This is a genomic window from Algoriphagus halophilus (assembly GCF_041729275.1).
GTDB lineage: Bacteria > Bacteroidota > Bacteroidia > Cytophagales > Cyclobacteriaceae > Algoriphagus > Algoriphagus halophilus_A.
The window spans coordinates 410,652-433,828 of the sequence record NZ_CP146486.1 but is presented as its reverse complement, the minus strand read 5'-3'; the positions used below and the strand labels follow the sequence as shown (position 1 = coordinate 433,828).

Here is a 23,177-nt window from a genome sequence, read left to right as displayed (position 1 = left end):
GGGATTATATCTAGCTGAGGGTGTATCTCAGCGACCAAAGGAAGTTGTATCTCGCTTAGTATATATGATTGGTAAAAGATAGCTGCGCAGATGAGATAAAGATATGGCTAAAGCCAAGATATTAACTATTTCGCCGAAGGCGTATTTCAGTGACCGAAGGAAGCTATATTTCAGCATAGCGTATTTCAATAAATTAATTTCTAAGACTTACATTAACAGCAAAAAGCCCTGAATAATCTGGTTATTCAGGGCTTTCTTATTAGTTCCGGATCTTATAGAGCTTTAGTAATATTATCTATTTTCTTGCTCAAATTCGATATTGCTTTTGCATATCGGCTATCCCATTCCTCCAATTTTTCGGTCCGGTTGATCGCTACCTCATACTGGATTCCCGGTAAGATCCAAGAAGCATAACCGGAAAACGGATCGTTACATACATATAAGGATTTGTACCATTCCCCATAGTACATCCCTTTTGGATCAATCCAGCTTTTCTCTAATCCGATCAATTCCTCATTGATTTTCTTTAATTCTTTATCAGATATTGTCCCCTTCGCCAAAGCGGCATCTAAAGCTTTTTGGTAGGATTTAGAACTTGCTTCCAATTGAGCTAAGGCAGCATTTGCCTGATCAAATTCTTGGAAATCCGGAGCAATGGTTTGAACATTCTTCACAGCGTTCTCGAAATGACCTTTCAGATCCTGTGCATAGCGAGGCACATCATAAGGAATTACATCTCCATTGGCAAGCCTTAAAGCTACCAAACCAAATACTTGAGCAACAGTTCCACCCATTTTAAAGCTAGGATCCACGAATTTGCTGTAGTAGTAGAAATTATCATAGTTAGAATGGTATGGAGTCATTCCTCCAGTACCACCACCTAGACTTGGTACGCCCACATGCATATAAAAGGCAATATGGTCTGAACCACCACCTAAGTTACCCATTCTTGGTTCCTTGTTTTTTCCTGCCCAAACTTCATAAACTGTTTTGGAAGAACCTGGATAAGCTACATCTTTGGCCGCATCCATGATGATTTTCTTTAAGGTAGGAGCAGCAGATGCACCAAAGTTCCTTCCATTCACTCCGCCATCAAAGTTCATATAGGCTACGGCATTTGCTTTTAATTCATCTCTCATATGCTCTACCCATTCTGTAGAACCGATCACTCCTTGCTCTTCTGCATCCCAATGTCCAATCATAATAGATCTTTCCGGTGCTTTTCCTTCTTTCACCAATTTGCCGATGGCCTCCGCTAGGGTAAGTAGCATCGCAGTACCTGAATTAGGATCAGTGGCACCAAAACTCCATGCATCAAAATGGGCACCCAAGATGATCCATTCGTCAGGATATTTAGAACCTTTGAAGGTACCAACCACATTATTCGCACGAATAAAATCAACTGGTTGATCTACCATAACACGAACTTTCAAATCAGAGCCACCTTCGATTTTATAATCAAATGGTAAACCTCCTTGCCAAGCTTCAGGAACAGCCTGCCCCTTCATTCTTGACAAAATTTCTTTGGCAGCACCATATCCTATAGGTGTTACTGGGATGGTATGGAAATCCACCTCTTTGGGATCCAATCTTTTAACTTTTTTATCCCCGTCTAAAGGCAAGGCTGGCTCGTTGGGAGTCAATGGATCTCCGGTCCAGTCCAAGGTCAACATAGAACCTCTTTGGATCGTGGTTTCATTATAATAAGGACCATCTGGATAAACATCTCCTCTCACATACCCATTATCTTTCGGATCTGTATAGACCACTAACCCAATGGCTCCAGCTTCTTCCGCATACTTGGCTTTATATCCACGGAAGTTGCCCCCGTATCTAGCGATCACCACTTTTCCTGTCAAGTCAACCCCCATTTCTTTGAGTTTCGCAAAGTCCTCTCTAGTTCCATAATTGACATATACCACTTCTGCGGTCACATCTCCTGAACCAGAGAAGGCATTGAACCCTAAGTACAATCGCTTATCCGAAGAAAAGGGATCTTCATCCAAAATCGCTTCTTGTTGGGAAAGCGTCATTTTCACTGGAGATACGATTTCTAAATGGGATTCTCCCGGATGATTGGGTAAGTATACGTCATAAGGATACAATTTTGTATCCATGCCAGCATCCGTCATTACCTTAGCCATGTATTGCTGAACCAGTTCATTTTCTGGAGTTCCCGCAATATGTGGGTTCTTCGTAATTTCTTTCAAGTGTACCTTGAAACTGCTAAAATCCACTGCATCCAGGTACTCTTTTTCAATCGCCTTCTGCTTCTCCAAATGACTTTGAAAAAAACCATCTTGAGCTTGAGCAGAAAGTGCTAAAGCCAAGGTTCCTACTACCAAGGATTTCTTGGGGCTGAATTTAAATTTACTCATTGGTTAAAAGTTCGGAGACGGAAATAACCCCGTCAGATTTTTGGTTGATAATTCGTTTGGTTCTTAAGTATCGATTGAGTTCATACTCATCGAAATTGGGGCTATTTGGGTCAAAACTTGAGATTCTTACTCTGCCTCTGGAATGGATGAATTCATTGTTTCCAATCCACATTCCGACATGGACCACTCGCTCTTTTTTATCTTCGGTGGCTTTCTCTCCAAAGAATAGGAGGTCACCTACTTCTAAATTTCCCCAGTTTTTATCAGTATCTACTTCTTCTCCTTCATGGACTTGTTGAGATGCATCTCTTGGAATCACTTGTCCATTGAGGTAATAAATGGTTTTGGTGAACCCACTACAATCCACTCCTTTGATGGAAGTGCCTCCCCACAAATAAGGTACGCCTAGCATTTGCTTGGCGGTAGAAATCAATTGATCCGGATTAGTACTTCTGGTAGCCAGCCAATCTTCCATCAACATACTTTCACTGGACGGAATATAGCCTAATCTACCATCCGGTAAGCTAACTTCCAAGTAATTATGATTTTCTCCTTCCAAAGTCAAAATATCTCCAGCTACTACATCAGAAACCATTTCTTCTTGCATAGGACTGGTCCAAACATGGCCAGTTAATTTGGTATAAACCACTTTCGGTTGAACATGCCATTCATCTAACTCTTCAGGGCTCATCAATTGGATCCCAGCACGATCTACCCATGATAAGTATCCATCTGGAGTTTGCACCAAAAACCATCCATCTGACTCTTTCAATACATTCAATGGAGTACCCATCAATGCTTGGGTAGCCAATTCTGCTGAATGCTTGGGGCTGCTCCTGATATTGGCAACTGAGATGGTCACCAATGCTTTGGTGTTATCACCTAGGCCTTCATCAGGCAATTGATTGACCGCATTTACAAATTTGATTTCCTGCTGATTCAATTCGGCAAGAAAGTTTCCCAAACCTGCTATTTGGTCTGTTTCACCTTTCAACGAATCATTTTCGAATTGAATGTTCCAGAGTGCCACACGTTTGTCTGGAGCCAATTCTGAGCGATAAGATTCAATTAAATCTTGTACTTCTTTGTCATGGTTTTGTTGACAGGCAAAAGCAAGAGAGAGTAGGGGGATCAGTAAAGAATAGCTTTTCTTCATGCGGGAATATAAAGCAAAAAAAAACTACAAGAAACCCCAACCTGACAGTTGGGGCTTACTATAGTTTTATTGGAAATAATAGATCTTAATTTGCCTTAAGTCCTGGAGAACGCTCCAAAAACTCTTGGTATAATCTGATATGTCTATTAGATAATGGAATTCTATATCCATTGATGAATACATGCATAATTTGAGCTTTTGTCTCAAATGGATCATCGGTAGAAACGATCAAGTTGGCCACTTTGCCCGCTTCCACGGAACCATACATATCCGATAAACCGAAGATTTCAGCAGGATAGATGGTTACTGCTTTCCAGGCTTCCTCTTTTCCCATTCCATAAGCAGCTGCAAAAGCAGCATGGAAAGGAAGATTTCTTACATTTTCTTCTTCGTTGGTTCTAATCGCGACTTTCACACCAGCCTTCGCCATTTTACCAGGATTGGTGTAAGCAGCATCATAACGATCTGACTGACGGGTAGGAAGTTCTTGTACTGGACCTGCCAAAACCGGTATTCCTGCTTCGGCAATTTCATCTGCTACTCTCCATCCTTCCGCTACACCCGAGAAGATGAATTTTGCATCTTTACCTTCAATCCACTTCAAAGCATTTTGGATGTCGCCAGCTGCATTTACTTCGATCATCATAGGTAATTCACCAGAAATTACTTTTGCCATCTGATCCATTTCTGGATAGTATTCTAAAGTAGCGCCTGAACTTTTAAGCTGATGATAGGTCTTTGCTTTTTCCCAAACCTCATTGGCTTCTTTTAGAGCTTTTTCATTATCCTTTTTGATGTCATCGTCTGATCTTCTATCAAATCTTCCTCTTCTAGCTGAAGAAGGGAAGTTCATCACAACAGCCTTGAAACCAGCATACATTTGATCCGGAGTATATCCTACTAAATTGATCAATGCAGCAGTACCAGGGAATAATCCGCCTGAAGGAACCGTTAATGTTGTGGTAACTCCAGAAACTCGGGTAACCGGGATGGCTTCAGAATTAGGGTTGACTGCGGTCAAGGCCTGCATATTAGGAGATACATTCCCCACTTCAGAATAATCATTGGTTTCTGCTACCGAGCTTACTTCCACCAAACCTAGTCTGGTGCCACTGTCAATCATACCTGGATAGATAAACATTCCAGTGCAATCGATCACTTCTGCTCCATCTGCGGAGATATTTGTTCCCACTTGGGCAATTTTTCCATCTTCTACCAATACCGAAGTATTGGATAATGTGCCTTTGGTGATGGTCACCACGGTTGCATTCTGCAACAAGAACTTTCCTGTACGAGGTTTTACAAATTCCCCATCAATCTGAGCCATTGCCATTAGTGGCAAAAAGGCCATCAGGAAGGCGAAAAAGGCTTTAGTCATTCTTTTCATGTCTTCTATTGATTTTGGAGAATTAATAATTGATGTTAAATAAAGTTTTGGAAATGTCAGAGAAATACAACTCTGTTCCCTGCATACATTGATGATCTTCCTCAATCATATAGATCGGTTCTACCATTTCAGTAGGACTTACTCTTAATCGCTGATCATCTTCGTCTGTTTCGATATCAAAGTATTTTACTCCGTCAACATAGGTTTGCTGAGGTACTGCATATACGGATAAAGGATGACCTTCAAATAAGACCAGATCAGCTTGCTTACCTACTTCAATAGAACCTACTTTGTCAGCAATTCCCAATTGTCTTGCTGGGTTGATCGTAATCATAGAAAGCGCCTGTTCATCCGTCATACCCCCATAGCGCTGGGTTTTTGCAGCTTCATGGTATAGGTGACGGATCAATTCAGCGGAATCAGAGTTGATGGAAGTAATCGCACCGTTCTCAGTTAGAATTGCTGCGTTGAATGCAGTAGAGTAGTACACCTCAAACTTGTAAGCCCACCAGTCTGCAAATACAGAAGCGCCCATGGTATATTCTGCAATTTCAGGGGCTACTTTAAAGCCTTCATTGGTATGCTGGAAAACCAGTTTGTCAATACCAAAGTCCCTTGCCACATTGATCAACATGTAAATTTCATCCGCTCTATAAGAGTGACAGTGAATGATGATTTTTCCATCTAGGATATCAACTAAAGTCTGGAGACGCTCATCGTACTCTGGAGCAACTTGCGTATTTCCTTTTTGAGAGGATGCTTGATTGTAATCTTCCCAAGCTTTCTTGTACTGTAACGCTTCGTTGAATCCATTTCTTAAGATAGCTTCCACACCCATTCTGGTTCTTGGTTGGATTCCTCTTCCTCTACCATGCACTCTAGTGGGATTTTCACCTAATGCAAATTTGATCGTTCTTGGTGCATCTTGCATGATGATATCAGCCGGATCTTCCGAACCCCAACGATGCTTTAAGGTAACGTTTTGTCCACCCACTACATTGGCAGAACCATGCATGGCATGGGAGATGGTTACACCACCTGCCAAAGCTCTGTAGATTCCTACTTCGAATGGGTTCACTACATCTCTCATTCTTACCTCTGCAACAATTGGAGCAGTGGCTTCATTGACTACATCTAATGCCACATGGGAGTGTGCATCGATGATACCCGGCATCAGGTATTTACCAGTGGCATCCACCGTCTCCACTCCGGAAGGAGCTGAAAGGTTTTGACCCACTTGTTTGATGATCCCGTCTTGAACCAAAACATCGGAATTTTCCAGAGTTCCTTCAGTTACGGTCAATACGGTTGCATTTTTTATCAGTACGCTACCTTTTTTGGTTTGAGCTGAAGCATAAGTAATACTCAGTCCCAACAAAGCAGCAAGAAAATAATTGAATTTTTTCATGTCTTTACTTGATTGCGATTAAGGTTGGGTTAAGTGTTGCTGTAAAAGGGAATGAACCGAATTGAGCAACCGACATGGTGCCATCGTAACTTTCTCCTTCTACTTCTCCAGATACATTGATGGTAATTTCATTTCCACCTGCATCGATATTAAAGGAGAATGTCAGGTTCTTTCCATTGACATTGATATCTTCTAAATCAGTGTTTATTTTACCCGCTCCAGCAGGGTTGTCCAAGGTAATGGTACCCGTATAACTGGATCCATCTTGAACAATTTCAAAAGTACCTCCAGAACTTCCAGCAGGTGATTCAGTCTCGTAATTCCAGTTGCCTGCAACTTTGGCAGCACCTTCAGCATCTCCGTTGCTAGCTTTTTTCTTTGGTTTGGTATCAAAATCAAAAATATACCCATCAACCACCACATGCTTGATTTGGCTGTCTTCTGCAAATAGTTGATCAGTAGTAATTACCAAATTGGCCATTTTACCTTTTTCTATGGTACCTGCTACTCTGCTCATTCCCAAGACGCTGGCTGCGTTAGTTGTTAAAGCAGCTAACGCACCTTCTTCGCTAAGTCCATGCTCAATCATTGAGCTAAGAGCCTTCATCACATCTCCGGATTTGGTGCCTTTGGTAGTGAATGCAAATGGAACTCCTGCTTCTTCCAATAAGCCAGCTTGCTTGATCGCGTTATCATATGCTTCCTGAACTCTGGAATATTGCGCTTTGGTAGCTTCATCTACCTCTTCTTTTTGAGCTTTGATCGCTTTATCATCTGGAATTTCCAAACTGATTAACACAGGAACGTTTGCGGCTTTAATCACATCGATCACATTGGCATAATCATTTAAACCAGTTAGGATCAATTTAAAGCCCAATTCTTTTTGTAAGCTCAATGCTCTTCTTACTTCCAACTCAGAGGGTGCAGTATACATCACTGGGATTTGCCCATTGATTACTTCCATCATCGCCTGGTACGTAGGATTGAATTCAGGTCTTACTACTCCAGAAGCTGTCTGGTATTGATTGCTTCTGCCTTGAGATAACTTTGTGTTTTGAAAGATGTCTCTAAATTTGGCCATGACACCTACAGCAGTGCCAGGGTACATTCCTCTGGCGCCTCTAAAACTAGAGACCAAGGCAGTATTTGTTTTCAAGATGTTGGTAGAATATTCAGAACCGAAAACCACCACTGCAGCTTTTCCGGCTATCATTCCACCATCCGGTAAAATCTGAGCCACTGTAAAACCAGCTTTTCTGAAATCTTCTACACTTTTATCATCTGCGGCAAACTGATCCACGGCAGATCTCCAGGGAGTTATCCCTGCAATTTCATCTGGAGGATTTGATGATACAAAATCTTTAGGTCTTTCCGGATCTTTAGGTGCAGTAATTCCTGCATCACTTCCTCCATCGATAAATCCAGGGTAAATGAATAGTGAATCTCCTGCGATAACTTGGGCTTCTGAGGGTATGTTCAAGTTGGAGCCTACTCCTTGAATGACTCCGTCCTTAATCAGAACCGTAGCTTTCGTTCCAGATGAGCCAGGTGCCGTGATTACTGTTGCGTTTGTAATTGCATAGGTGCTGGTGACGGGTTTTTTACCTGTAGGATCACTTTGTGCATAAAGAGAGTTGGTAGAAAACCATCCAGCGACCAATAAACCTAGAACACCTGCTTTTAGTAGTGTTTTTTTCATATTGATTGATGGTTAAACATATCTAGCAAGCTAACAAAAGGCTTCACAGAATCCTTTGTTAATTATTTTTTGTAGCTATTTTTTTGATTAATGGCTATTCAAGGTGTTTGAAATACTATTTCTTAAACTCTAAATACATTCACCGTTTGAAAAAAATATTTGAATGGTAAATCCTTATTGTAATTAGTTGTAGTATGTTATCTTTAAGCACCAGTTCACCCTGATTATTATGAAAAAAATCCTGATTATTGAGGATGATTTATTGATTTCTAGCTTAGTGGGTTGATTGATTAAAAAGATGGGTATATCACTCATCTTGTTCAAGACGGTAATGAAGGGACCAAAGCTATTGAAAGTTTTGATCCAGATTTAATCATTACAGATGTGATGATGCCCTTTAAGAGTGGCATTGAAATCATTCACTATGCAAGAAAAAATAAACCAGACACTCCCATCATTGTATTGAGTTCTTTAGGTGAAGAGGAAAAAATTGTATTGGAAGCATTTAACCTCGGCGTGGCTGATTTTATTCCAAAGCCTTTTAATCCCAATGAATTAGCAATTCGGGTAAAACGTATTATTAGGTAATATATGGGAAAACTCTTTACGCTAGGTTTATGTATTGTTCTTGTATATACGATCAGTCTTGGAGAGTCTTATGCCCAAGACAGTTTACCCTATAGGGATTCCACCAGCTTTTTTAAGTTTTTAGAACAACAAGAAGAAATTCCTTCTTTGGAATACAGGTTTAAATTGGAATTGAAAGAAGGTTATGAAGCCTTATTGGCAGATTCTACCTTTCAATTCAGTCAACTTGATAATACAACCTGGGTTTCAAAAGCCTATCCTAATTTCTCTTCTTGGTATGCTGCTGGGGCAGGATACCTTTCGGCTGATCCCCCCATGCTTCAACCAGAGTTTTTGGTTTATGAAGAAATTTCGGACTTCCAAGCTACCCAAGATTATGTAAGTAACCTTTGGAGAAATCAGGATATTTTTATTCCTGAATCAAGCCCTGAAGTAGGGGATGAGTTGGTGATGTTGGCCAATTTGATTCCCTATGAACCCATGGTAAAATATAGATTTCACTTTTTCTCTGATTACAAATTAGTGATCGTAGTAAGTTTAATCGTATTCTTTTTAATCATGGCCATTGGAATGATTCTTTTCATGGTGGTGATCAAAACCAGACATTCCAAAATCGAAGCTTTAAAAGATAAATATGAAGCTCAGATCATCGGTCCATTATCGGAAGTCCTTTTTGAAAAATCGGAAGAGGAGATCGAATCAATGAGTGATGCTGATATTTACACCATTTTCCCAGAAAAGGATTTTAAGAAAAACTATTTAAAGAAGTATTGATTGAAAAAATCATCTCTTTGAATAAAAAGATGAAAGGGGATTTTAAGGATAAGCTAAAATCACTTTACAAGAAATTTAAATTGGATGTTATTTCCATTCAAAACCTTAACAGTAAAAGATGGGATATAGTGACTAGAGGTTTGGTGGAAATCAATGAAATGGACCTGGTGGAAGCCTTGCCGCAGGTGAGGGAGTTGACTAATGCTTCCAACTTTTACATCCGTTCTCAATCCATCGCAACGCTGTTAAATTTGTCTGAAAAAGTTGATTTATCCACGATTAAAAAACAGTCCTACCCATTATCCAGGTGGCAGCAGATGAATTATTTGCGGATAATTAAATACTTACATATTCAAAAGTCTTTGAAAATAGACACCCTATTTTATGGTGAAAATCAAACTATCAGACTATTTGGATACAAGTTGGTAAGAATGCTTGGTCGGGTTGAATTGGTAGGACAATTAGCAGAGCTTGCCCCAAATGTAGATGATGTAGAAAAAATAGAGATTTTAAAAACCTATCAAATCATTGGGATTCATACGGAGGCAACTTTCGTCAATCAATGTCTGAGGTCGGAAAACCCAGATCTTGTCGTAGCCGCAGCAAAAGCTTCTGGGGTGATTGGGGATCAAGTGTCGGCCCACATTTTAATTGAGCTATTAAATGAACAACCCAATTTTCAATTGAAGATGCTATTCTTAGAAAATCTAATGAAGCTGGATCAATCCATGTATCAGGATTATATCTCCAAATCAAATGACTTGGAATTGAACCAAATACATGCTCACCTTGTAGACCCACTTTTACAGCATGTATAGTTTCCTATTTTATTTTCTATTGGAGGTATTAGGAGTTTTTTTCCTAGTAGTGAGTTTTTCGGTAATCATTATTTACCTGACTACCATGTTTTTGAGTGCCTTGGAGTTAAGGGATCATTTACGTAGAAATCGCTTTGCTGATTATCAAGATATTATTACTTCCCCTATAGCTCCAGGAGTTTCCATCGTGGCACCGGCTTATAATGAAGCCCAAAATATCGTACAGAATGCAAAGAGTTTAATGTCCTTGCACTATGGGAAATTTGAAGTGATCATCATCAACGATGGTTCGAAAGACGATACCCTTCAAAAGTTGATTGATGCATTCGAGTTGGTTAAAACCAATTACGCATACAATTACCAAATTGAATGTAAACCTGTAAAAGGTGTTTATAAATCTAAAAATGAATCTTTTAGCAAACTGTTGGTCATCGATAAGGAAAATGGGGGAAAGGCCGATGCATTAAATTCTGGAATCAATTTGGCTTCCATGGAAATCATTTCCTGTATCGATGTGGATTGTATTCTTTCCCATGAGTCACTTACCAGAATGGTCAGACCATTTATGGAGGAGACCAACAGAAAAGTAATTGCAGTAGGGGGCGCCATCGGTATTGCAAATAACTGTGATGTTCAAGATGGCACCGTAACCAACTATCGAATACCAAATACCCTCCTAGGAAGATTTCAGGTGATAGAATATTTCAGGGCATTTTTGATGGGAAGGATGGCATGGACCAGAATTAATGGTCTTATGCTGATTTCTGGTGCTTTTGGATTTTTTAAAAGAGATTTGGTATTAGCCGTAGGAGGTTATTTCCCCAAAACTGTGGGAGAGGACATGGAATTAGTGGTAAGGATGCGTCGGTACATGGAAGAACGTAAAATCCCTTATAAAGTGGGTTTTGTACCTGATCCATTATGTTGGACAGAAGTGCCTGAAGATGTGTCTGTTTTGTCCCGTCAGAGAAACCGATGGATTCGAGGAACCATTGAAACCTTACAACTTCATAAGGTGGTAAAACTGAATCCAAGGTATGGAGTGTTGGGGGTACTTTCTTATCCCTATTGGAGTGCATTTGAAAAATTTGCACCTATTGTGGAGCTTTTGGGTGTACTCTATACCTTGACTTTGATCGTTATTGGTGATTTCAGCGCCTTCTATTTCATCGCATTGTATTCCATGCTGTACCTGCTTTCCTTATTGGTTTCCTCGTTCAGCATTTTATATGAACAAATCGCATTTCACAATTACAAGGATAGAAAGGACCTCAATAAATTAATATTCACCGTATTAATTGAACCATTTATCATTCATCCAAAGGTAGTCTTATGGGGATTGAGGGGCCATATTGACTTTATCAAAGGTAAAGGAGGATGGGGCCAGATGATCCGGACTGGATTTAAAAAATCTGAAGATCGAAAGAAATTTGAACCAGAAACGAATGTTTAATCCATGAAAAAAAATGTATCCCTACTTCTTCTTGCATTTTTAAGTTTTGGTTCACTGATGGCCCAGGATTCATTCGACCCTGATGAGCTACTGAAAGAAGCAAGAACACTCATATTTGACAAAAAATACCAGGAGGGAAGAAAAATTGCTTTTAGGGCTTTAGAAAAATATCCTGACTACGCAGATATTTTGATTCTAGTAGGAAGAAGTTATGCTTGGGAGGGAAAAAATGATTCTGCCTCTATTTACTTAGAACGTGCCATCATTGCATCACCCATTTATTCTGATGGATATTCAGCGTATTTGGATAATTTGATGTGGGCAGGAGACTATGATCAAGCTGATGAAGTTCTTGCTAAAGCTAAATCCAACTTCAATGAAGGGTTACCTGATAATTTGAAGTACAAAGAGTCTCGCCTATATTATTTCAGGGAGTCTTATGATGAAGCATATGAAATTGCAGAGGAGCTTTTGAAAAGGATTATAATCAAGAGGGATTACTGGGATATATGAATAACCTGCAGCGACTGAGAAGGACCAATGCTGTGGGTGTCACTTATGATTACGATAATTTCAATGGTGCCATTTCTCCATGGAATACCTTTTCATTTTATGGAAGAACACGAACCAAATTGACGGGATCCTTGATAACAAGAGTAACTCAATCTTCAAGATTTGATTCTCAAGGAACGCTATTTGAACTGGATGCTTACCCTTCATTAGGCGAAAAAGCTTATGCCTATATCAATATTGGAGGATCAGGGGCAAGTTTCTTTCCCAAATTTCGATTTGGAACTTCCATCTATTTCAATTTGAACAAAGCCTGGGAGCTAGAAGGTGGCTATCGTTACCTGGGATTCTCAGAAGCGACCCATATCATCACAGGATCATTGGGTAAATATGTAGGAAACTGGTGGTTGAACTTACGCGCGAACGTCATTCCTTATGATGGAAAGGTGAGTACATCGGCTAATTTTCAAGCTAGGTATTATTTCAAAACTGCTGAGGACTTCTTCAGTATTCAATTAAGTTCTGGAGTATCTCCAGATGAGGAAAATAGAGATCAGAGTCAATTATTGAACTCTTATCGTGCTAGGTTAGGGTACCAACAATTGATCAGTCCTCGATTTCTGATTTCTGCTTACACAGGATATAGCAAGGATGAAATCAGTACGGATAATTTCGGAATGACCTCAATTTCACTTTAGGTTTGGAATATAGATTTTAAGGAACTCTCATATGATCTCAGAAGAATTAAAAATCTATCTCAAGCGCGCATTGCCTATTATTGGCATCTTTGTGTTGTTTCCATTGATTAGTTATGGGATTTGGGAATTTTATCCTAAAAGAAACCTGAATTTATTGATCATTGATAAGACAGTTTTAGGGCCTGGCTTGGTAGAACATAGCAGTTTGTTTTGGGTTTTAAACCATCAGAAATACACAAAAAGGGATCAGACTTTTTACGATAGGAAGGTGGATTATTTGGGTTATTATCCTGCTGGAGAGAAGCCCAAACCAGAAGTTAAAGATCTTTCCAACTATTCATCCCAAATGATTCAGGATAAAGTATCAAACCTGGATTTGGTTTTCATAACGGATACCTATGGGGTAATGGAGGCGACTGAACAAGAGGAAAATAATTCGATCACGTTAGTTCCCAAGAAAATCTATGGAGGGTTGGATGAGAAAGATATTGAATTGATACGTGAGGCAAAAAATAAGGAGAAAACCCTTGTAGCTGAATTCAATACCATGGCAAGCCCTACATCCAAGGAAAATAGGACCGAATTTGAAAACATAATGGGCATTCAGTGGACAGGCTGGATTGGTAGGTATTTTGATGAAATGGACACATTATTGAATACCGATGTGCCCAATTGGATTAAATTTCAATACAAAAAACAACATGATGGGAATTGGTTGCCTTCTGGGCCAGGTTTGGTTTTCATTCATGAAGATGGTAGGATAGAGGGCCTTTCCTTTGAGGAAGATTACCAAAATAAAATACCGTTAATACGTTCCCAAAGGATCAATCCATTAAGTGAATTGCTACCTGAAGTAGTGCCCTATCCGGATTGGTTTGATGTGGTTTTGATCGAGCGGGATTACAAAGTTATTTCCTATTACGATATCAATCCTACGTCCGAAGGGTTGGAAAAATTGAGAAGTATGGGATTGCCTCGTTTTTTTCCCGCATCTGTAGTCAAGGATAATGGCAAAGGAAAATTGTATTACCTAGCAGGTGATTATTCCGATTTACGGGTAGATTTAGGTTCCTCTAAATTTACAGGACTTCCATTTTTTTGGAAAGGACTGCACTTGGTAACTGACTATACCGACCGAGAGAGCTTTTTCTGGAACTATTATTATCCTCTTACTTCGAAAATTCTGGAAGATGCCTATACTTCCAAAAATTAATTTTCAGGAAGATCTTCGGGAAGCAACTTATTGGTTTGGATTAGGTAATTATTCCTGTTTTTAAACTCTTCAAATTCTCCCGTCATCCTATTGAGATTTTGAGTATCTACTATAGGATCAATATTCAATCCATCTGTTACGATGAATAATTGACCATCTGACAAGAAATATTCTCCATGAATGTAATCGAGTAATTGGTTTTTATTTCTCATCAAAGGCATGGCAATATTGGACTGGAATGTGGTAGCCGTGTCCAATACCTGGCCTTGCCAGATCAGTTCTTCAGGTAGGGTTACATTCACCTGTTTTTCGAGGAAGGATAAAATAGAAGGGGTAATTTCCCAGTGGGAAACCACACCTTTAAATGATTCTGGCCCCTTGAGTTTTGGTGAATAGATAATCAAAGGTACTCTGAAGCGATCCAGACGAGTAGCCATTGGGATTTCAGGTAGCCGGTGGTCACCTGTGATGATGAAGATGGTATTCTCAAACTCGGGCCTTTTTTTATATTCATGGAAGAAATCCCGAACTGCATCATCCGCATATAGCAAAGTCATATAAATATTCTCGTAGGATAGATAGTCACTGACTTTGGAATCGCTAAAACCTAGTTCATTCGATAAGTAATTTCGCAGTTTAGGTTGATAGATTTCTGGATTGGGAACGATATAAGGGTCATGAGAGGTCTGGGTCTGAAAAATACGCAATTGAGGAGATTCATCGGATGGGGGTAATTTGCTTAGCCCATTAGAAAACATGGCCTTATCGGGGTATCCCCATGAAAAGCCAGATTCAGAAGGTGTTTTTTCATATTCAGGACCATAACTTTGTTGATCCACTATTAAATCCACTTCTTGATAATTCAGGAAACTCCCTTCATTATCGAAGTTTTGATCTGCTCCAATAAAGAAATTCAATTCGTAGCCATTCTCTTTTAAAATACTAAGAATGGTCTCATGATGAGGATAGTTGGGAGAAAACTCCAAAAACCCATTTTTCCCAAAAGGCAAACCGGCCATGGTCCCAGGGAGTATTCCAAATGTTCTACCTGTAGATGAAATGGCATTTTCCCATACTAAACTGGATTCGGCCAAAGAGTCTAAGAAAGGAGTGAAGCTTCCCAAATAGGCATCCCTACCCGAATAGGCTCTTCCTAAACTTTCGAATAAAATGAACACGATATCCGGTTTGGACTCCAAGCTATCAAAATAAGGACTTAATACATCTGGATATTCTGCACGATGCAAAAAGGGATAGATATCATCAAAATAATCTTTTTTGACCACTAGATCATTGCCAGAAGGCCTTAGGTAAAAATCAAAGTAATAATTGTCATCAAACATGAAGTAATTGAATGAAGCTTGCGTTAAGAAATGAGTTTTGTTTACCTGCACATTGCTTTTATTCTCATTTGCGGAGCTGGTATCTGTGATCGGGAAGAACACATAAAAGAAAATAAATACATACGTAAGCCCACTGACAACCAAATAAGATTTAAGCGATAGTTTGATGAATCGGTAACCCAAGGACAGGATCAGTCCTAGTAGGATGGCTCCAACTATGCCTAGGAAAACAGTAAGGAAGTTTAATTGTCCTGAGGCCTGCACGGTAGCTAGTAGGTCATCCATACTGTAGGCATAAACATCACTTCCTAGTGGCAATAGCGTTTTTAGAAAGTAACTTATTAGTGCCACATGGATAATAATGGTCAATACAAAAATCAATAGAGTTAATCCTCTTCCAAGCTTTGGTGAAAACAAACTAACTACTAGATGCACCATCAACAGTAAGCCCATAAAATAGAGGTACCAACCTACATCCTCCAATAAGCTTCCTAGGATAACATCAGATATTTCGAAATTTAACAGGTGGTTGTCAAATACTAATTTTAATTCTAAAATCCTGATAATCAGCATTAGAAATAAAAAGACAATTCCCATCCCCCAGAAGAATCTTAGGGTGGTTTGAATTTTCAGGGGTAAATTGGACCTGATTTCGGCTTTTTGGGCCATAATTGATCTATAACTTTTTGAGTGAAGACTGAAAAGATAGGGCAAAATCGGGTATCTTCAACCTGTCAAATCAATTATATGAGTAAAACAGATCTTCTATTTGAACTTTACAGCAATTTGAGCACTACTGGTGCGTTGACTTTTAGTTCAAAATCGCTAGTAAATAAAATGCTTTCTTATTCTGATCTTTCAGATGCAAAACTCATTGTTGAAATGGGAGGTGGAGACGGAAGCATTACACAAGGAATTGTGGACCGGTTGGCACCCGATGCTGAATTATTGGTATTTGAAATCAGCACTTCTTTTTGTGATGCCATGAAAAAGCAATTTCCTCAAGAAAATGTGAAAATCATCAATGATTCTGCTGAGAATATTCACTTGTATTTAGAGGGGAAAAAGGTGGATTATATTTTTTCTTCCTTGCCTTTTAGTTTTATCTCACCTGAAATTAGAGATGAAATTTTAAGACAAAGCAGAAGTGCACTAAGCAGCAGCGGATATTTTATTCAGATATGTTATTCTTATTTATTGAAAGGTCTATTCAAAAAACATTTCAGTTCTGTGAAGTCAAGTTTTACTTTAAAGAATTTGCCTCCGGCATTTGTAATGATTTGTAATTAATAAAATGGATATCCTGAAGACAGCCCTTTTGGAAATGTGCAGGAAAAAGAAAAGGTCCTTCTTTTACCCAGATTTGATCATTCAGGAAATGTACCCAGAAGACTGGAGGCATTTTTATCCAGAATTAGTTTCGCTCATCCGATCTTTACTTCAGAAAAGTACAATTGAACTAGAAGGTCAAGGATCAGAGGACTTATATCAGGACATTGTTAACCGGGCAATTAAAATAAGATGTTTGGGCAAACCTAAATCCTAAATCATCTGTTCTATTTCAAACAAAAATGAATCATGGATAAGGATTTGAAATTACCGGAAACAGAAATATCCATCCCAGAAGGTTTGGAATTAATCACCTTAGGTGCAGGTTGCTTTTGGTGTACAGAAGCAGTATTTCAGCGATTAGAAGGAGTAGAGTCGGTGGTGTCTGGATATTCAAATGGCCTCATCGCACAACCTACCTATGATCAAATCTGTACAGGTACCACAGGGCATGCTGAGGTAGTGCAGGTATATTTTGATCCTAAAATCATCAGCCTCCATAAGATTTTGGAAGTGTTTTTTGCGACACATGATCCAACTACATTAAATAGACAAGGGGCCGATTCCGGCCCCCAATATCGTTCTGCGATCTATTTTACCAATGAAACTCAAAAGGCCATTGCTAGTGATCTCAAATCACAATTGAATGAGTCTAATGTTTTTGATACTCCTATTGTGACAGAAATAGCTCCTCTGCTGAGCTTTTATCCTGCTGAAAACTATCATCAGGATTTTTATAACCGAAATGGACATCAGCCCTATTGCCAATTTGTGATCAAACCTAAAGTGAACAAATTGGAGAAATTCTTTAAGGAAAGTTTGAAATAATTTTAATGTGTAAATATGCTTACAATGAAGCGAACAAGAGCTCAGGAATCTAGATCCGCCATTGAAAAGATGTATATCACCATGAGGCACCTTTTCACTAGAGGTAGTTATAAGCCTATGGGTATTTCCGGTGAGAGCCTTGTCAATGCGTTGATGGTACTGAGTCCTGAAATCTATGGAACCATTACAGACACTGAAAAAATTGAATTGGATGGGCTACTTTACGTAATGGAAAGGCTTCCCAGAGGAATTGAAGAATGTCGCTACGTTCGCCTAATCAGTAGAGAGGGATATGAAACTTCTCATTTGACTCCAATTGTGCCTCCAAAAAGGAAAAGAAATTGCTATCGATTGGATGATCATGTGATGTATGTGGAAATGACAAGAGGAAGATCAGATATCTATGATATTTTAACCCACCTTACTTTCTTATTTATTGAGTCGAAAAAGATTCTAAATAATAGCACGGATCCAAAAGGAAAAATCTCCCAAAACTGGATCATGTTAGAAGAATTGGTCAAAAAAGAAGACGCTGGCGAGCCTTTTGAAAAAGAAGCAGCAAGTGCTTATTTGAGCCATTTAATAGGAAGGACATTCGAGGAGACCAAAAGTGCTGTGGATAAATTTGAAAAATCCTCTAATTCAAATAGTCTATTTAGCATTGTTTACCACATGGGTAGGCTTGCATTAGAGGAAAAGACTAAAAATTTGGATCGGGAGATTTCATTTTCGGCCACATTAAGAGAACGTGTAGGACATCATGTCTATGGTGAACTTTGGGCTAGAAGAATAAAACTTGCCCTGGATAAGCATGAGCTCCTTAAAAGACCTTTACATGTGATTTCCGCTAACCTTCATTCGGTATTGAATACCATTTATGGACACCAACTATTAAGCTTAAAGAGCTATGAGGAAATAGAGAAAGTGGTGATGGACATCAGTGTGAATGCCAAATCCAATAAAGGAAAAGCCATCTATGACTATGCTAAAAAGCATGGTTTCATTGATTTACCAGATGAATCAGGAACCAACATTGGCGTTCAAATTATCGATACAGCATTATTGGAAAAGGATGAGTTGATTCCTGGAGTTAAACTGCCCAAAGAAGAGGGGAAGAAGCCAGTTTTTGTGGTCATGGATTATGCTTTTGGAGAACAGGCTTATGAATGTTTTGACGAACTCTTAAAACCATTTAATAAAGGTGAAAAAGCTATTCCTTTGAACGTGGAGTCTACCAGTATTATGGGGAAAGCAGGAATTCTTTATGGAGGAAAAGGTGATTTAATGATACCAAATTCACATATTTTTGAGGGGACAGCAGATAATTACCCTTTTAAAAATGAATTAAAGAAGTCTGATTTTGAAGGCTATGGTTTGGGTGTGTACCAAGGATCTATGATTACAGTATTGGGCACTTCTCTTCAGAACAGGGATATTTTGACCTACTTCATGAAGTCAAGTTGGAGTGCGGTGGGACTGGAAATGGAAGGCGCCCATTATCAAAAAGCCATACAATCTGCCTCTAAAATCAGGAGGAGTATCAAATCCAATGTAAAAGTACTGTATGCCTACTATGCTTCTGACAATCCTTTGGAAACAGGAAGCACCTTAGCTTCCGGAGCTCTTGGAATGGAAGGGGTAAGGCCAACTTATTTGATTACTTATAAGATCTTAGAAAAACTTTTCGGCTAATTCCAATCATCAAGTTAACAGTCCCTTGCGATTTTCGTCTTGGACGTATCGCGTAAACTGATCGGATAAGCAATGGGTAAACTCAAAATCTTACTACTTCTTTTCACTCTTGTTTTTGTTTTTCAAAGTTGTCTTGAGGGCAATGAAAATAGAAAGGAGTTTTACTGGAACCAAACAGGATGTTCGGATCCATGGCTGGCAATCAATCCAGAAGGTGGTTCTGAAAATCAAATTAGTAAAGACGTGGTCAATTATTTGCAAACTGAGGGAATTAAGAATGCCCGAGTGCTCAAGTTTACATCTGAGTCTCCCATGGCTGTTTGTTTGGCATGTACCTGTATCACCGGAGTTCGAATTTATGTAGAAGTTCCAGCTCAATTCAGCTCAAAAATGATTGATTTAGGTTTTATTGAAGTATAAAAAAAGGTTGTCTAATACGTTTTGAGTTTTCATTTGGAGCAAAGTCCAACTAGGAGAAATCCAAAGTAGTAAATAGACAACCTCTTTTAGATTTTATTGCAAGTTTGAATTAATGGGAGGAGGTCCATCTGGAATCATTCCTTCATAGACATAATCTCCTAAATGCTCCTTAAAATCCGCTTTTACTGCTTCAACTAGTTCAGGATTTTGGAATAAATCCACCATAGTCATCGATAAAGCTTTAGCAGCATAGGCCATTCCTTTATGCCCTATGGACATTCCTCCTGCTGCTACGACAGCCCAAGAATGCCAAGGAGTTCCATTGGGAGCGGTAGTTGCTGACAATCGAATGGTAGGTACTACATAGCTTACGTCCCCAACATCAGTACTTCCGCCCATGCTATGTTCAGCAGTTTCTTCCATGGGTTCAATGGTTGAAACCAATCCGATTTGGGGTTTACCTGTAGCTTCTTGGATCTTCTTAGCAAATTCCTGTTCTTCTTCTGTATAAGTTATTGGTCCTAAAGTCTCCAAATTCTTTTGGAGAGCAGCAGATCCTGTTCTATTCACCAAGACCTCATGGATCCCAGAGATTAAACTGACCTTGTAATCCACATTTGCCATGATAGCGGCACCTTCAGCCATTTTCTGGACTTGTTCGTACACTGGCATCAATCCATCACGGCTACTGTCTCTTACCCTTACCCAAATTCTGCTATAATCTGGAACTACATTGACAACCTGACCTGCATCCTGGATATGGTAATGAATCCGAACCGTAGGTTTAATATGCTCCCGGTAATAGTTTATTCCAGTGGTGTATAATTCCAACGCATCAGAAGCGCTTCTCCCATTCCATGGATCTGCAGCCGCATGCGCAGCTTGGCCGGTAAATTCAACTTGGAAATCCACTAATGCCAAGCCTTTTTGAACTGCTGTTTTGGTTTCAGCAGCTGGATGCCAATCCATCACCACATCTACATCTTCAAATAACCCTGCTCTGATCATCCATAATTTACCAAAGAATTTCTCTTCTGCAGGAGTACCATAGAATCTAACGGTACCCTGTATTTTACCATCTGCTATCAAATCTTTAATGGCAGCGGCAGCTCCGAGTGAGGCGACACCAAACAAGTTATGCCCACACCCATGACCTGGAGCATCTTCATGCAATGGACTTTTATAGGGTACTTTGTTTTGGGAAAGTCCTGGTAAGGCATCAAATTCTCCAAGGATTCCAATAACAGGAGACCCCGAACCATATTCAGCCACAAATGCGGTAGGGATTTCTGCCACTCCTCTAGTGACTTTGAATCCTAAACTTTCGGCATAATCCGAAAGTGCTGCTGCTGACTGGGTTTCTCTAAATGCGATTTCCTCAAAAGACCAGATTTTATCACTTAAATCTGTAAGATCTACATATCGCTCATCTACAGAATGGATTACCTCTTGTTTTAAGGGATTTGGTTTTGATTTTTTCTGCCCAAAGGCAATACCTCCTACCAACATAGCTGGAAGGAGTAGGAGGTTTAAATAGTGTTTTTTCACTGTTTTAAGATTGATTGGTTGATAAGATTTGAAAGGCTATAATGGGTTTTCTATTACCAAGCGATGCCATAATCATCTCCGTAGTCACTGGAACCTCCCCAGAAACTACCATGTTTCCAGTCAAACCAGATGGCATTTAATGGGCCTGAAGTTTTATTCCATAATTCCAGTTTATATCCTTTTCTTGAAAGTTCTTTACTGATCCAATCTGGGGTGTCTTTTCTCAATACCATAGCTCCTGGTCTTACCTCATGATCTCCAAAAGAGCTTTGCATTTGATAAGAGTTGAAATTAGCTGCTTCTGTAGCTTCTTGTACATCCATATTGAACTCTACGATGTTCAAGAATAACTGCAATAGATTTTGATCCTGGGAGTCGCCTCCTTGTACAGCGAAGGCCAACAATGGCTTTCCATCTTTCATCGCTAAACTAGGAGTCAAGGTTACTCTTGGTCTTTTTCCTGGTTCAGGTAGGTTATATGGGTTCAGGTTTTCATCCAAAACAAAACTCTGCATTCTTTGGGATAGCCCAACACCCGTATTTCCAGCCACGACCGCAGGAACCCATCCACCACTTGGAGTAACAGAAACTACCCAGCCCTCTACATCAGCAGTTTCCACAGAGGTAGTACCACTTTGAAAGTCTGCTAAAAATTGCTCATCCAAGGTACTATTGAATTGGGAAGGATCAAGTGCAGCAATGGAAGCTTTGTTTTTATTCAAAATATCTAAATAGGGATTGGTTTCTCCCTGAAAAGGATAAGGGTCTCCAGCAGTGATGGTTGGATCGTTTACATCTCCGATTAGCTTGGCTCTTTCTTTGGCATACTCCTTTGATAATAATCCTTCCATGGGAGAATCTACAAATGCCGGGTCACCATAATAGAAATCCCTGTCAGCAAACGCCAAATTCATTGCTTGATAAACCGTATGAATGTAATTAGCCGAATTATACCCCATGGACTTCAGGTCAAAGTTTTCCAGGATATTCAATGATTGAAGCAAGGCCGGACCTTGAGTCCATTCCTGTAATTTATACACATCGATTCCCTTGTAATTGACATGAAGAGGTTCTTCAATCTTTACAGTCCAGTTAGCCAAATCCTCCTCGGTAAAAAGTCCTCCTTGCTCCCGAGTTCCTCTTACAATTTCTTTGGCAATATCACCCTTATAAAATCGATCATAGGCAACATATATAGCCTCTTTTCTAGATTTTCCTGCAGCTAAAGCTTCTTTTTCAGCTTCAACCAGTTTGGAAAGGGTCTGGTATAAATCTTCTTGCACAAAAATTTCTCCTGGGGAAGGAGCCTCTCTTTCTTCTCCTAAATGAGGTAAGAAAATCTTTTTTGAATAAGGCCATCCTTTAATTCTAGCCTTTTGTGCCTCCATCGCATTCGCTGTTTGTGCCTCTATGGGATAACCCTTTGCCAATTCCATGGATGGTTTTAAGATTTGTTCTAAACTCATAGTACCATACTCTGCTAACATGGTCATAATTCCACCGGGTGTTCCTGGTGTAGTAGCAGCCAAAGGACCAAATTGAGGAGGATAATCCATTCCTTGAGATTTATAAAAATCCACAGTTGCTCCCGTAGGAGCATATCCCAGTGCATTGATAGCAATAACTTTCTTTTCAATAGGATGATAGATCAGCGCTTGAGTTTCTCCGCCCCAAGACAAGACGTCCCACATGGTGGAAGTTGCCGCAATCATGGCACATGCTGCATCCACGGCATTTCCACCTTGTTGGAAAATGCTGGCTCCAGCGGTTGCACCTAATGGTTTACCCGTGATGGCTACCCAGTTTTTACCATGCAGAATAGGTTTGTTATTGGGTGTAGTTCCGGCTCCTAAACCGGGAAGTCCCTGTCCCTTCACGTTCAAAGCGGTGAAAATAAGGGCAATCAAGTATATTTTTTTCATGAAACAAGGTATA

19 protein-coding genes are annotated in these 23,177 nt (G+C 39.6%); 11 read left to right on the top strand and 8 right to left on the bottom strand.

Going from position 1 to position 23,177, the window contains the following annotated elements:
* Positions 1-272: 272 nt before the first annotated feature.
* The 5 genes from V8V91_RS02340 to V8V91_RS02320 all read right to left on the bottom strand — a co-directional run bounded on the left by V8V91_RS02340 (position 273) and on the right by V8V91_RS02320 (position 8,028).
* On the bottom strand, positions 273-2,378 hold the full coding sequence (locus tag V8V91_RS02340) for a M28 family peptidase (protein WP_373398582.1): 2,106 nt from the start codon (positions 2,376-2,378) through the stop codon (positions 273-275).
* A complete protein-coding gene (locus V8V91_RS02335) occupies positions 2,371-3,534 on the bottom strand; it encodes an NlpC/P60 family protein (RefSeq protein WP_373398581.1) in 1,164 nt (387 codons plus the stop codon). The genes V8V91_RS02340 and V8V91_RS02335 overlap by 8 nt, the downstream gene beginning before the upstream one ends.
* Before the next feature lie 85 nt (positions 3,535-3,619).
* Entirely contained in the window at positions 3,620-4,921 is a 1,302-nt protein-coding gene (locus V8V91_RS02330) for an amidohydrolase family protein (protein ID WP_373398580.1), read from the bottom strand.
* A 22-nt stretch (positions 4,922-4,943) separates the two neighbouring features.
* On the bottom strand, positions 4,944-6,329 hold the full coding sequence (locus tag V8V91_RS02325) for an amidohydrolase family protein (protein WP_373398579.1): 1,386 nt from the start codon (positions 6,327-6,329) through the stop codon (positions 4,944-4,946).
* A 4-nt stretch (positions 6,330-6,333) separates the two neighbouring features.
* Complete coding sequence (locus tag V8V91_RS02320; RefSeq protein WP_373398578.1) at positions 6,334-8,028, bottom strand: amidohydrolase family protein; 1,695 nt, start codon at positions 8,026-8,028, stop codon at positions 6,334-6,336.
* A 306-nt stretch (positions 8,029-8,334) separates the two neighbouring features.
* On the opposite strand from V8V91_RS02320, the gene V8V91_RS02315 reads away from it, so the two are divergent.
* Genes V8V91_RS02315 through V8V91_RS02285 form a run of 7 tightly spaced genes read left to right on the top strand, consistent with a single transcriptional unit; the run spans position 8,335 to position 14,082 of the window.
* Positions 8,335-8,616, top strand: a complete 282-nt coding sequence (locus V8V91_RS02315) for a response regulator transcription factor (RefSeq protein ID WP_373400598.1) — start codon at positions 8,335-8,337, stop codon at positions 8,614-8,616.
* A gap of 3 nt (positions 8,617-8,619) precedes the next feature.
* Positions 8,620-9,390 carry a hypothetical protein gene (locus tag V8V91_RS02310; protein ID WP_373398577.1) on the top strand — a complete coding sequence of 257 codons (771 nt, stop codon included), beginning with the start codon at positions 8,620-8,622 and terminating at the stop codon, positions 9,388-9,390.
* Positions 9,387-10,208 (top strand): hypothetical protein, encoded by an 822-nt coding sequence (locus V8V91_RS02305; protein WP_373398576.1) that lies wholly within the window; start codon positions 9,387-9,389, stop codon positions 10,206-10,208. Before V8V91_RS02310 ends, V8V91_RS02305 begins: the two co-directional genes overlap by 4 nt.
* A complete protein-coding gene (locus V8V91_RS02300; RefSeq protein WP_373398575.1) occupies positions 10,201-11,661 on the top strand; it encodes a glycosyltransferase family 2 protein in 1,461 nt (486 codons plus the stop codon). Before V8V91_RS02305 ends, V8V91_RS02300 begins: the two co-directional genes overlap by 8 nt.
* A 3-nt stretch (positions 11,662-11,664) precedes the next feature.
* Entirely contained in the window at positions 11,665-12,174 is a 510-nt protein-coding gene (locus V8V91_RS02295) for a tetratricopeptide repeat protein (RefSeq protein WP_373398574.1), read from the top strand.
* Positions 12,171-12,869 carry a YaiO family outer membrane beta-barrel protein gene (locus V8V91_RS02290; RefSeq protein ID WP_373398573.1) on the top strand — a complete coding sequence of 233 codons (699 nt, stop codon included), beginning with the start codon at positions 12,171-12,173 and terminating at the stop codon, positions 12,867-12,869. The genes V8V91_RS02295 and V8V91_RS02290 overlap by 4 nt, the downstream gene beginning before the upstream one ends.
* 31 nt (positions 12,870-12,900) lie before the next feature.
* Positions 12,901-14,082: a hypothetical protein gene (locus tag V8V91_RS02285; protein WP_373398572.1), complete on the top strand. Its 1,182-nt coding sequence runs from the start codon at positions 12,901-12,903 to the stop codon at positions 14,080-14,082.
* Here V8V91_RS02285 and V8V91_RS02280 read toward each other — a convergent pair.
* On the bottom strand, positions 14,079-16,094 hold the full coding sequence (locus V8V91_RS02280) for an LTA synthase family protein (protein WP_373398571.1): 2,016 nt from the start codon (positions 16,092-16,094) through the stop codon (positions 14,079-14,081). The genes V8V91_RS02285 and V8V91_RS02280 overlap by 4 nt on opposite strands.
* A 78-nt stretch (positions 16,095-16,172) precedes the next feature.
* Between V8V91_RS02280 and V8V91_RS02275 the strand changes: the two genes are divergently transcribed.
* The 4 genes from V8V91_RS02275 (at position 16,173) to V8V91_RS02260 (ending at position 19,694) form a co-directional block, all read left to right on the top strand.
* A complete protein-coding gene (locus V8V91_RS02275; protein ID WP_373398570.1) occupies positions 16,173-16,715 on the top strand; it encodes a class I SAM-dependent methyltransferase in 543 nt (180 codons plus the stop codon).
* 288 nt (positions 16,716-17,003) lie between these two features.
* Positions 17,004-17,582 (top strand): peptide-methionine (S)-S-oxide reductase MsrA, encoded by a 579-nt coding sequence (gene msrA, locus V8V91_RS02270; protein ID WP_373398569.1) that lies wholly within the window; start codon positions 17,004-17,006, stop codon positions 17,580-17,582.
* 24 nt (positions 17,583-17,606) lie between these two features.
* On the top strand, positions 17,607-19,274 hold the full coding sequence (locus V8V91_RS02265; RefSeq protein ID WP_373398568.1) for a hypothetical protein: 1,668 nt from the start codon (positions 17,607-17,609) through the stop codon (positions 19,272-19,274).
* A gap of 72 nt (positions 19,275-19,346) precedes the next feature.
* Complete coding sequence (locus tag V8V91_RS02260) at positions 19,347-19,694, top strand: hypothetical protein (RefSeq protein ID WP_373398567.1); 348 nt, start codon at positions 19,347-19,349, stop codon at positions 19,692-19,694.
* 93 nt (positions 19,695-19,787) lie between these two features.
* On the opposite strand, the gene V8V91_RS02255 is transcribed toward V8V91_RS02260, so the two are convergent.
* A complete protein-coding gene (locus V8V91_RS02255; RefSeq protein ID WP_373398566.1) occupies positions 19,788-21,242 on the bottom strand; it encodes an amidohydrolase in 1,455 nt (484 codons plus the stop codon).
* Between the two features lie 53 nt (positions 21,243-21,295).
* The gene (locus V8V91_RS02250; RefSeq protein ID WP_373398565.1) at positions 21,296-23,164 is read right to left on the bottom strand and encodes a gamma-glutamyltransferase family protein; all 1,869 of its coding nucleotides are present in this window, start codon (positions 23,162-23,164) and stop codon (positions 21,296-21,298) included.
* Positions 23,165-23,177 lie beyond the last annotated feature (13 nt).

What these genes read in the sequence shown, in the direction of transcription:
- V8V91_RS02280 (WP_373398571.1), bottom strand. Translation starts at nt 16,094, where the DNA reads ATGGCCCAAAAAGCCGAAATCAGGTCCAATTTACCCCTGAAAATTCAA.
- V8V91_RS02290 (WP_373398573.1), top strand. Translation starts at nt 12,171, where the DNA reads ATGAATAACCTGCAGCGACTGAGAAGGACCAATGCTGTGGGTGTCACT.
- V8V91_RS02300 (WP_373398575.1), top strand. Translation starts at nt 10,201, where the DNA reads ATGTATAGTTTCCTATTTTATTTTCTATTGGAGGTATTAGGAGTTTTT.
- V8V91_RS02275 (WP_373398570.1), top strand. Translation starts at nt 16,173, where the DNA reads ATGAGTAAAACAGATCTTCTATTTGAACTTTACAGCAATTTGAGCACT.
- V8V91_RS02330 (WP_373398580.1), bottom strand. Translation starts at nt 4,921, where the DNA reads ATGAAAAGAATGACTAAAGCCTTTTTCGCCTTCCTGATGGCCTTTTTG.
- V8V91_RS02265 (WP_373398568.1), top strand. Translation starts at nt 17,607, where the DNA reads ATGAAGCGAACAAGAGCTCAGGAATCTAGATCCGCCATTGAAAAGATG.
- V8V91_RS02320 (WP_373398578.1), bottom strand. Translation starts at nt 8,028, where the DNA reads ATGAAAAAAACACTACTAAAAGCAGGTGTTCTAGGTTTATTGGTCGCT.
- V8V91_RS02325 (WP_373398579.1), bottom strand. Translation starts at nt 6,329, where the DNA reads ATGAAAAAATTCAATTATTTTCTTGCTGCTTTGTTGGGACTGAGTATT.
- V8V91_RS02285 (WP_373398572.1), top strand. Translation starts at nt 12,901, where the DNA reads ATGATCTCAGAAGAATTAAAAATCTATCTCAAGCGCGCATTGCCTATT.
- V8V91_RS02310 (WP_373398577.1), top strand. Translation starts at nt 8,620, where the DNA reads ATGGGAAAACTCTTTACGCTAGGTTTATGTATTGTTCTTGTATATACG.
- V8V91_RS02250 (WP_373398565.1), bottom strand. Translation starts at nt 23,164, where the DNA reads ATGAAAAAAATATACTTGATTGCCCTTATTTTCACCGCTTTGAACGTG.
- msrA (WP_373398569.1), top strand. Translation starts at nt 17,004, where the DNA reads ATGGATAAGGATTTGAAATTACCGGAAACAGAAATATCCATCCCAGAA.
- V8V91_RS02335 (WP_373398581.1), bottom strand. Translation starts at nt 3,534, where the DNA reads ATGAAGAAAAGCTATTCTTTACTGATCCCCCTACTCTCTCTTGCTTTT.
- V8V91_RS02295 (WP_373398574.1), top strand. Translation starts at nt 11,665, where the DNA reads ATGAAAAAAAATGTATCCCTACTTCTTCTTGCATTTTTAAGTTTTGGT.
- V8V91_RS02260 (WP_373398567.1), top strand. Translation starts at nt 19,347, where the DNA reads ATGGGTAAACTCAAAATCTTACTACTTCTTTTCACTCTTGTTTTTGTT.
- V8V91_RS02340 (WP_373398582.1), bottom strand. Translation starts at nt 2,378, where the DNA reads ATGAGTAAATTTAAATTCAGCCCCAAGAAATCCTTGGTAGTAGGAACC.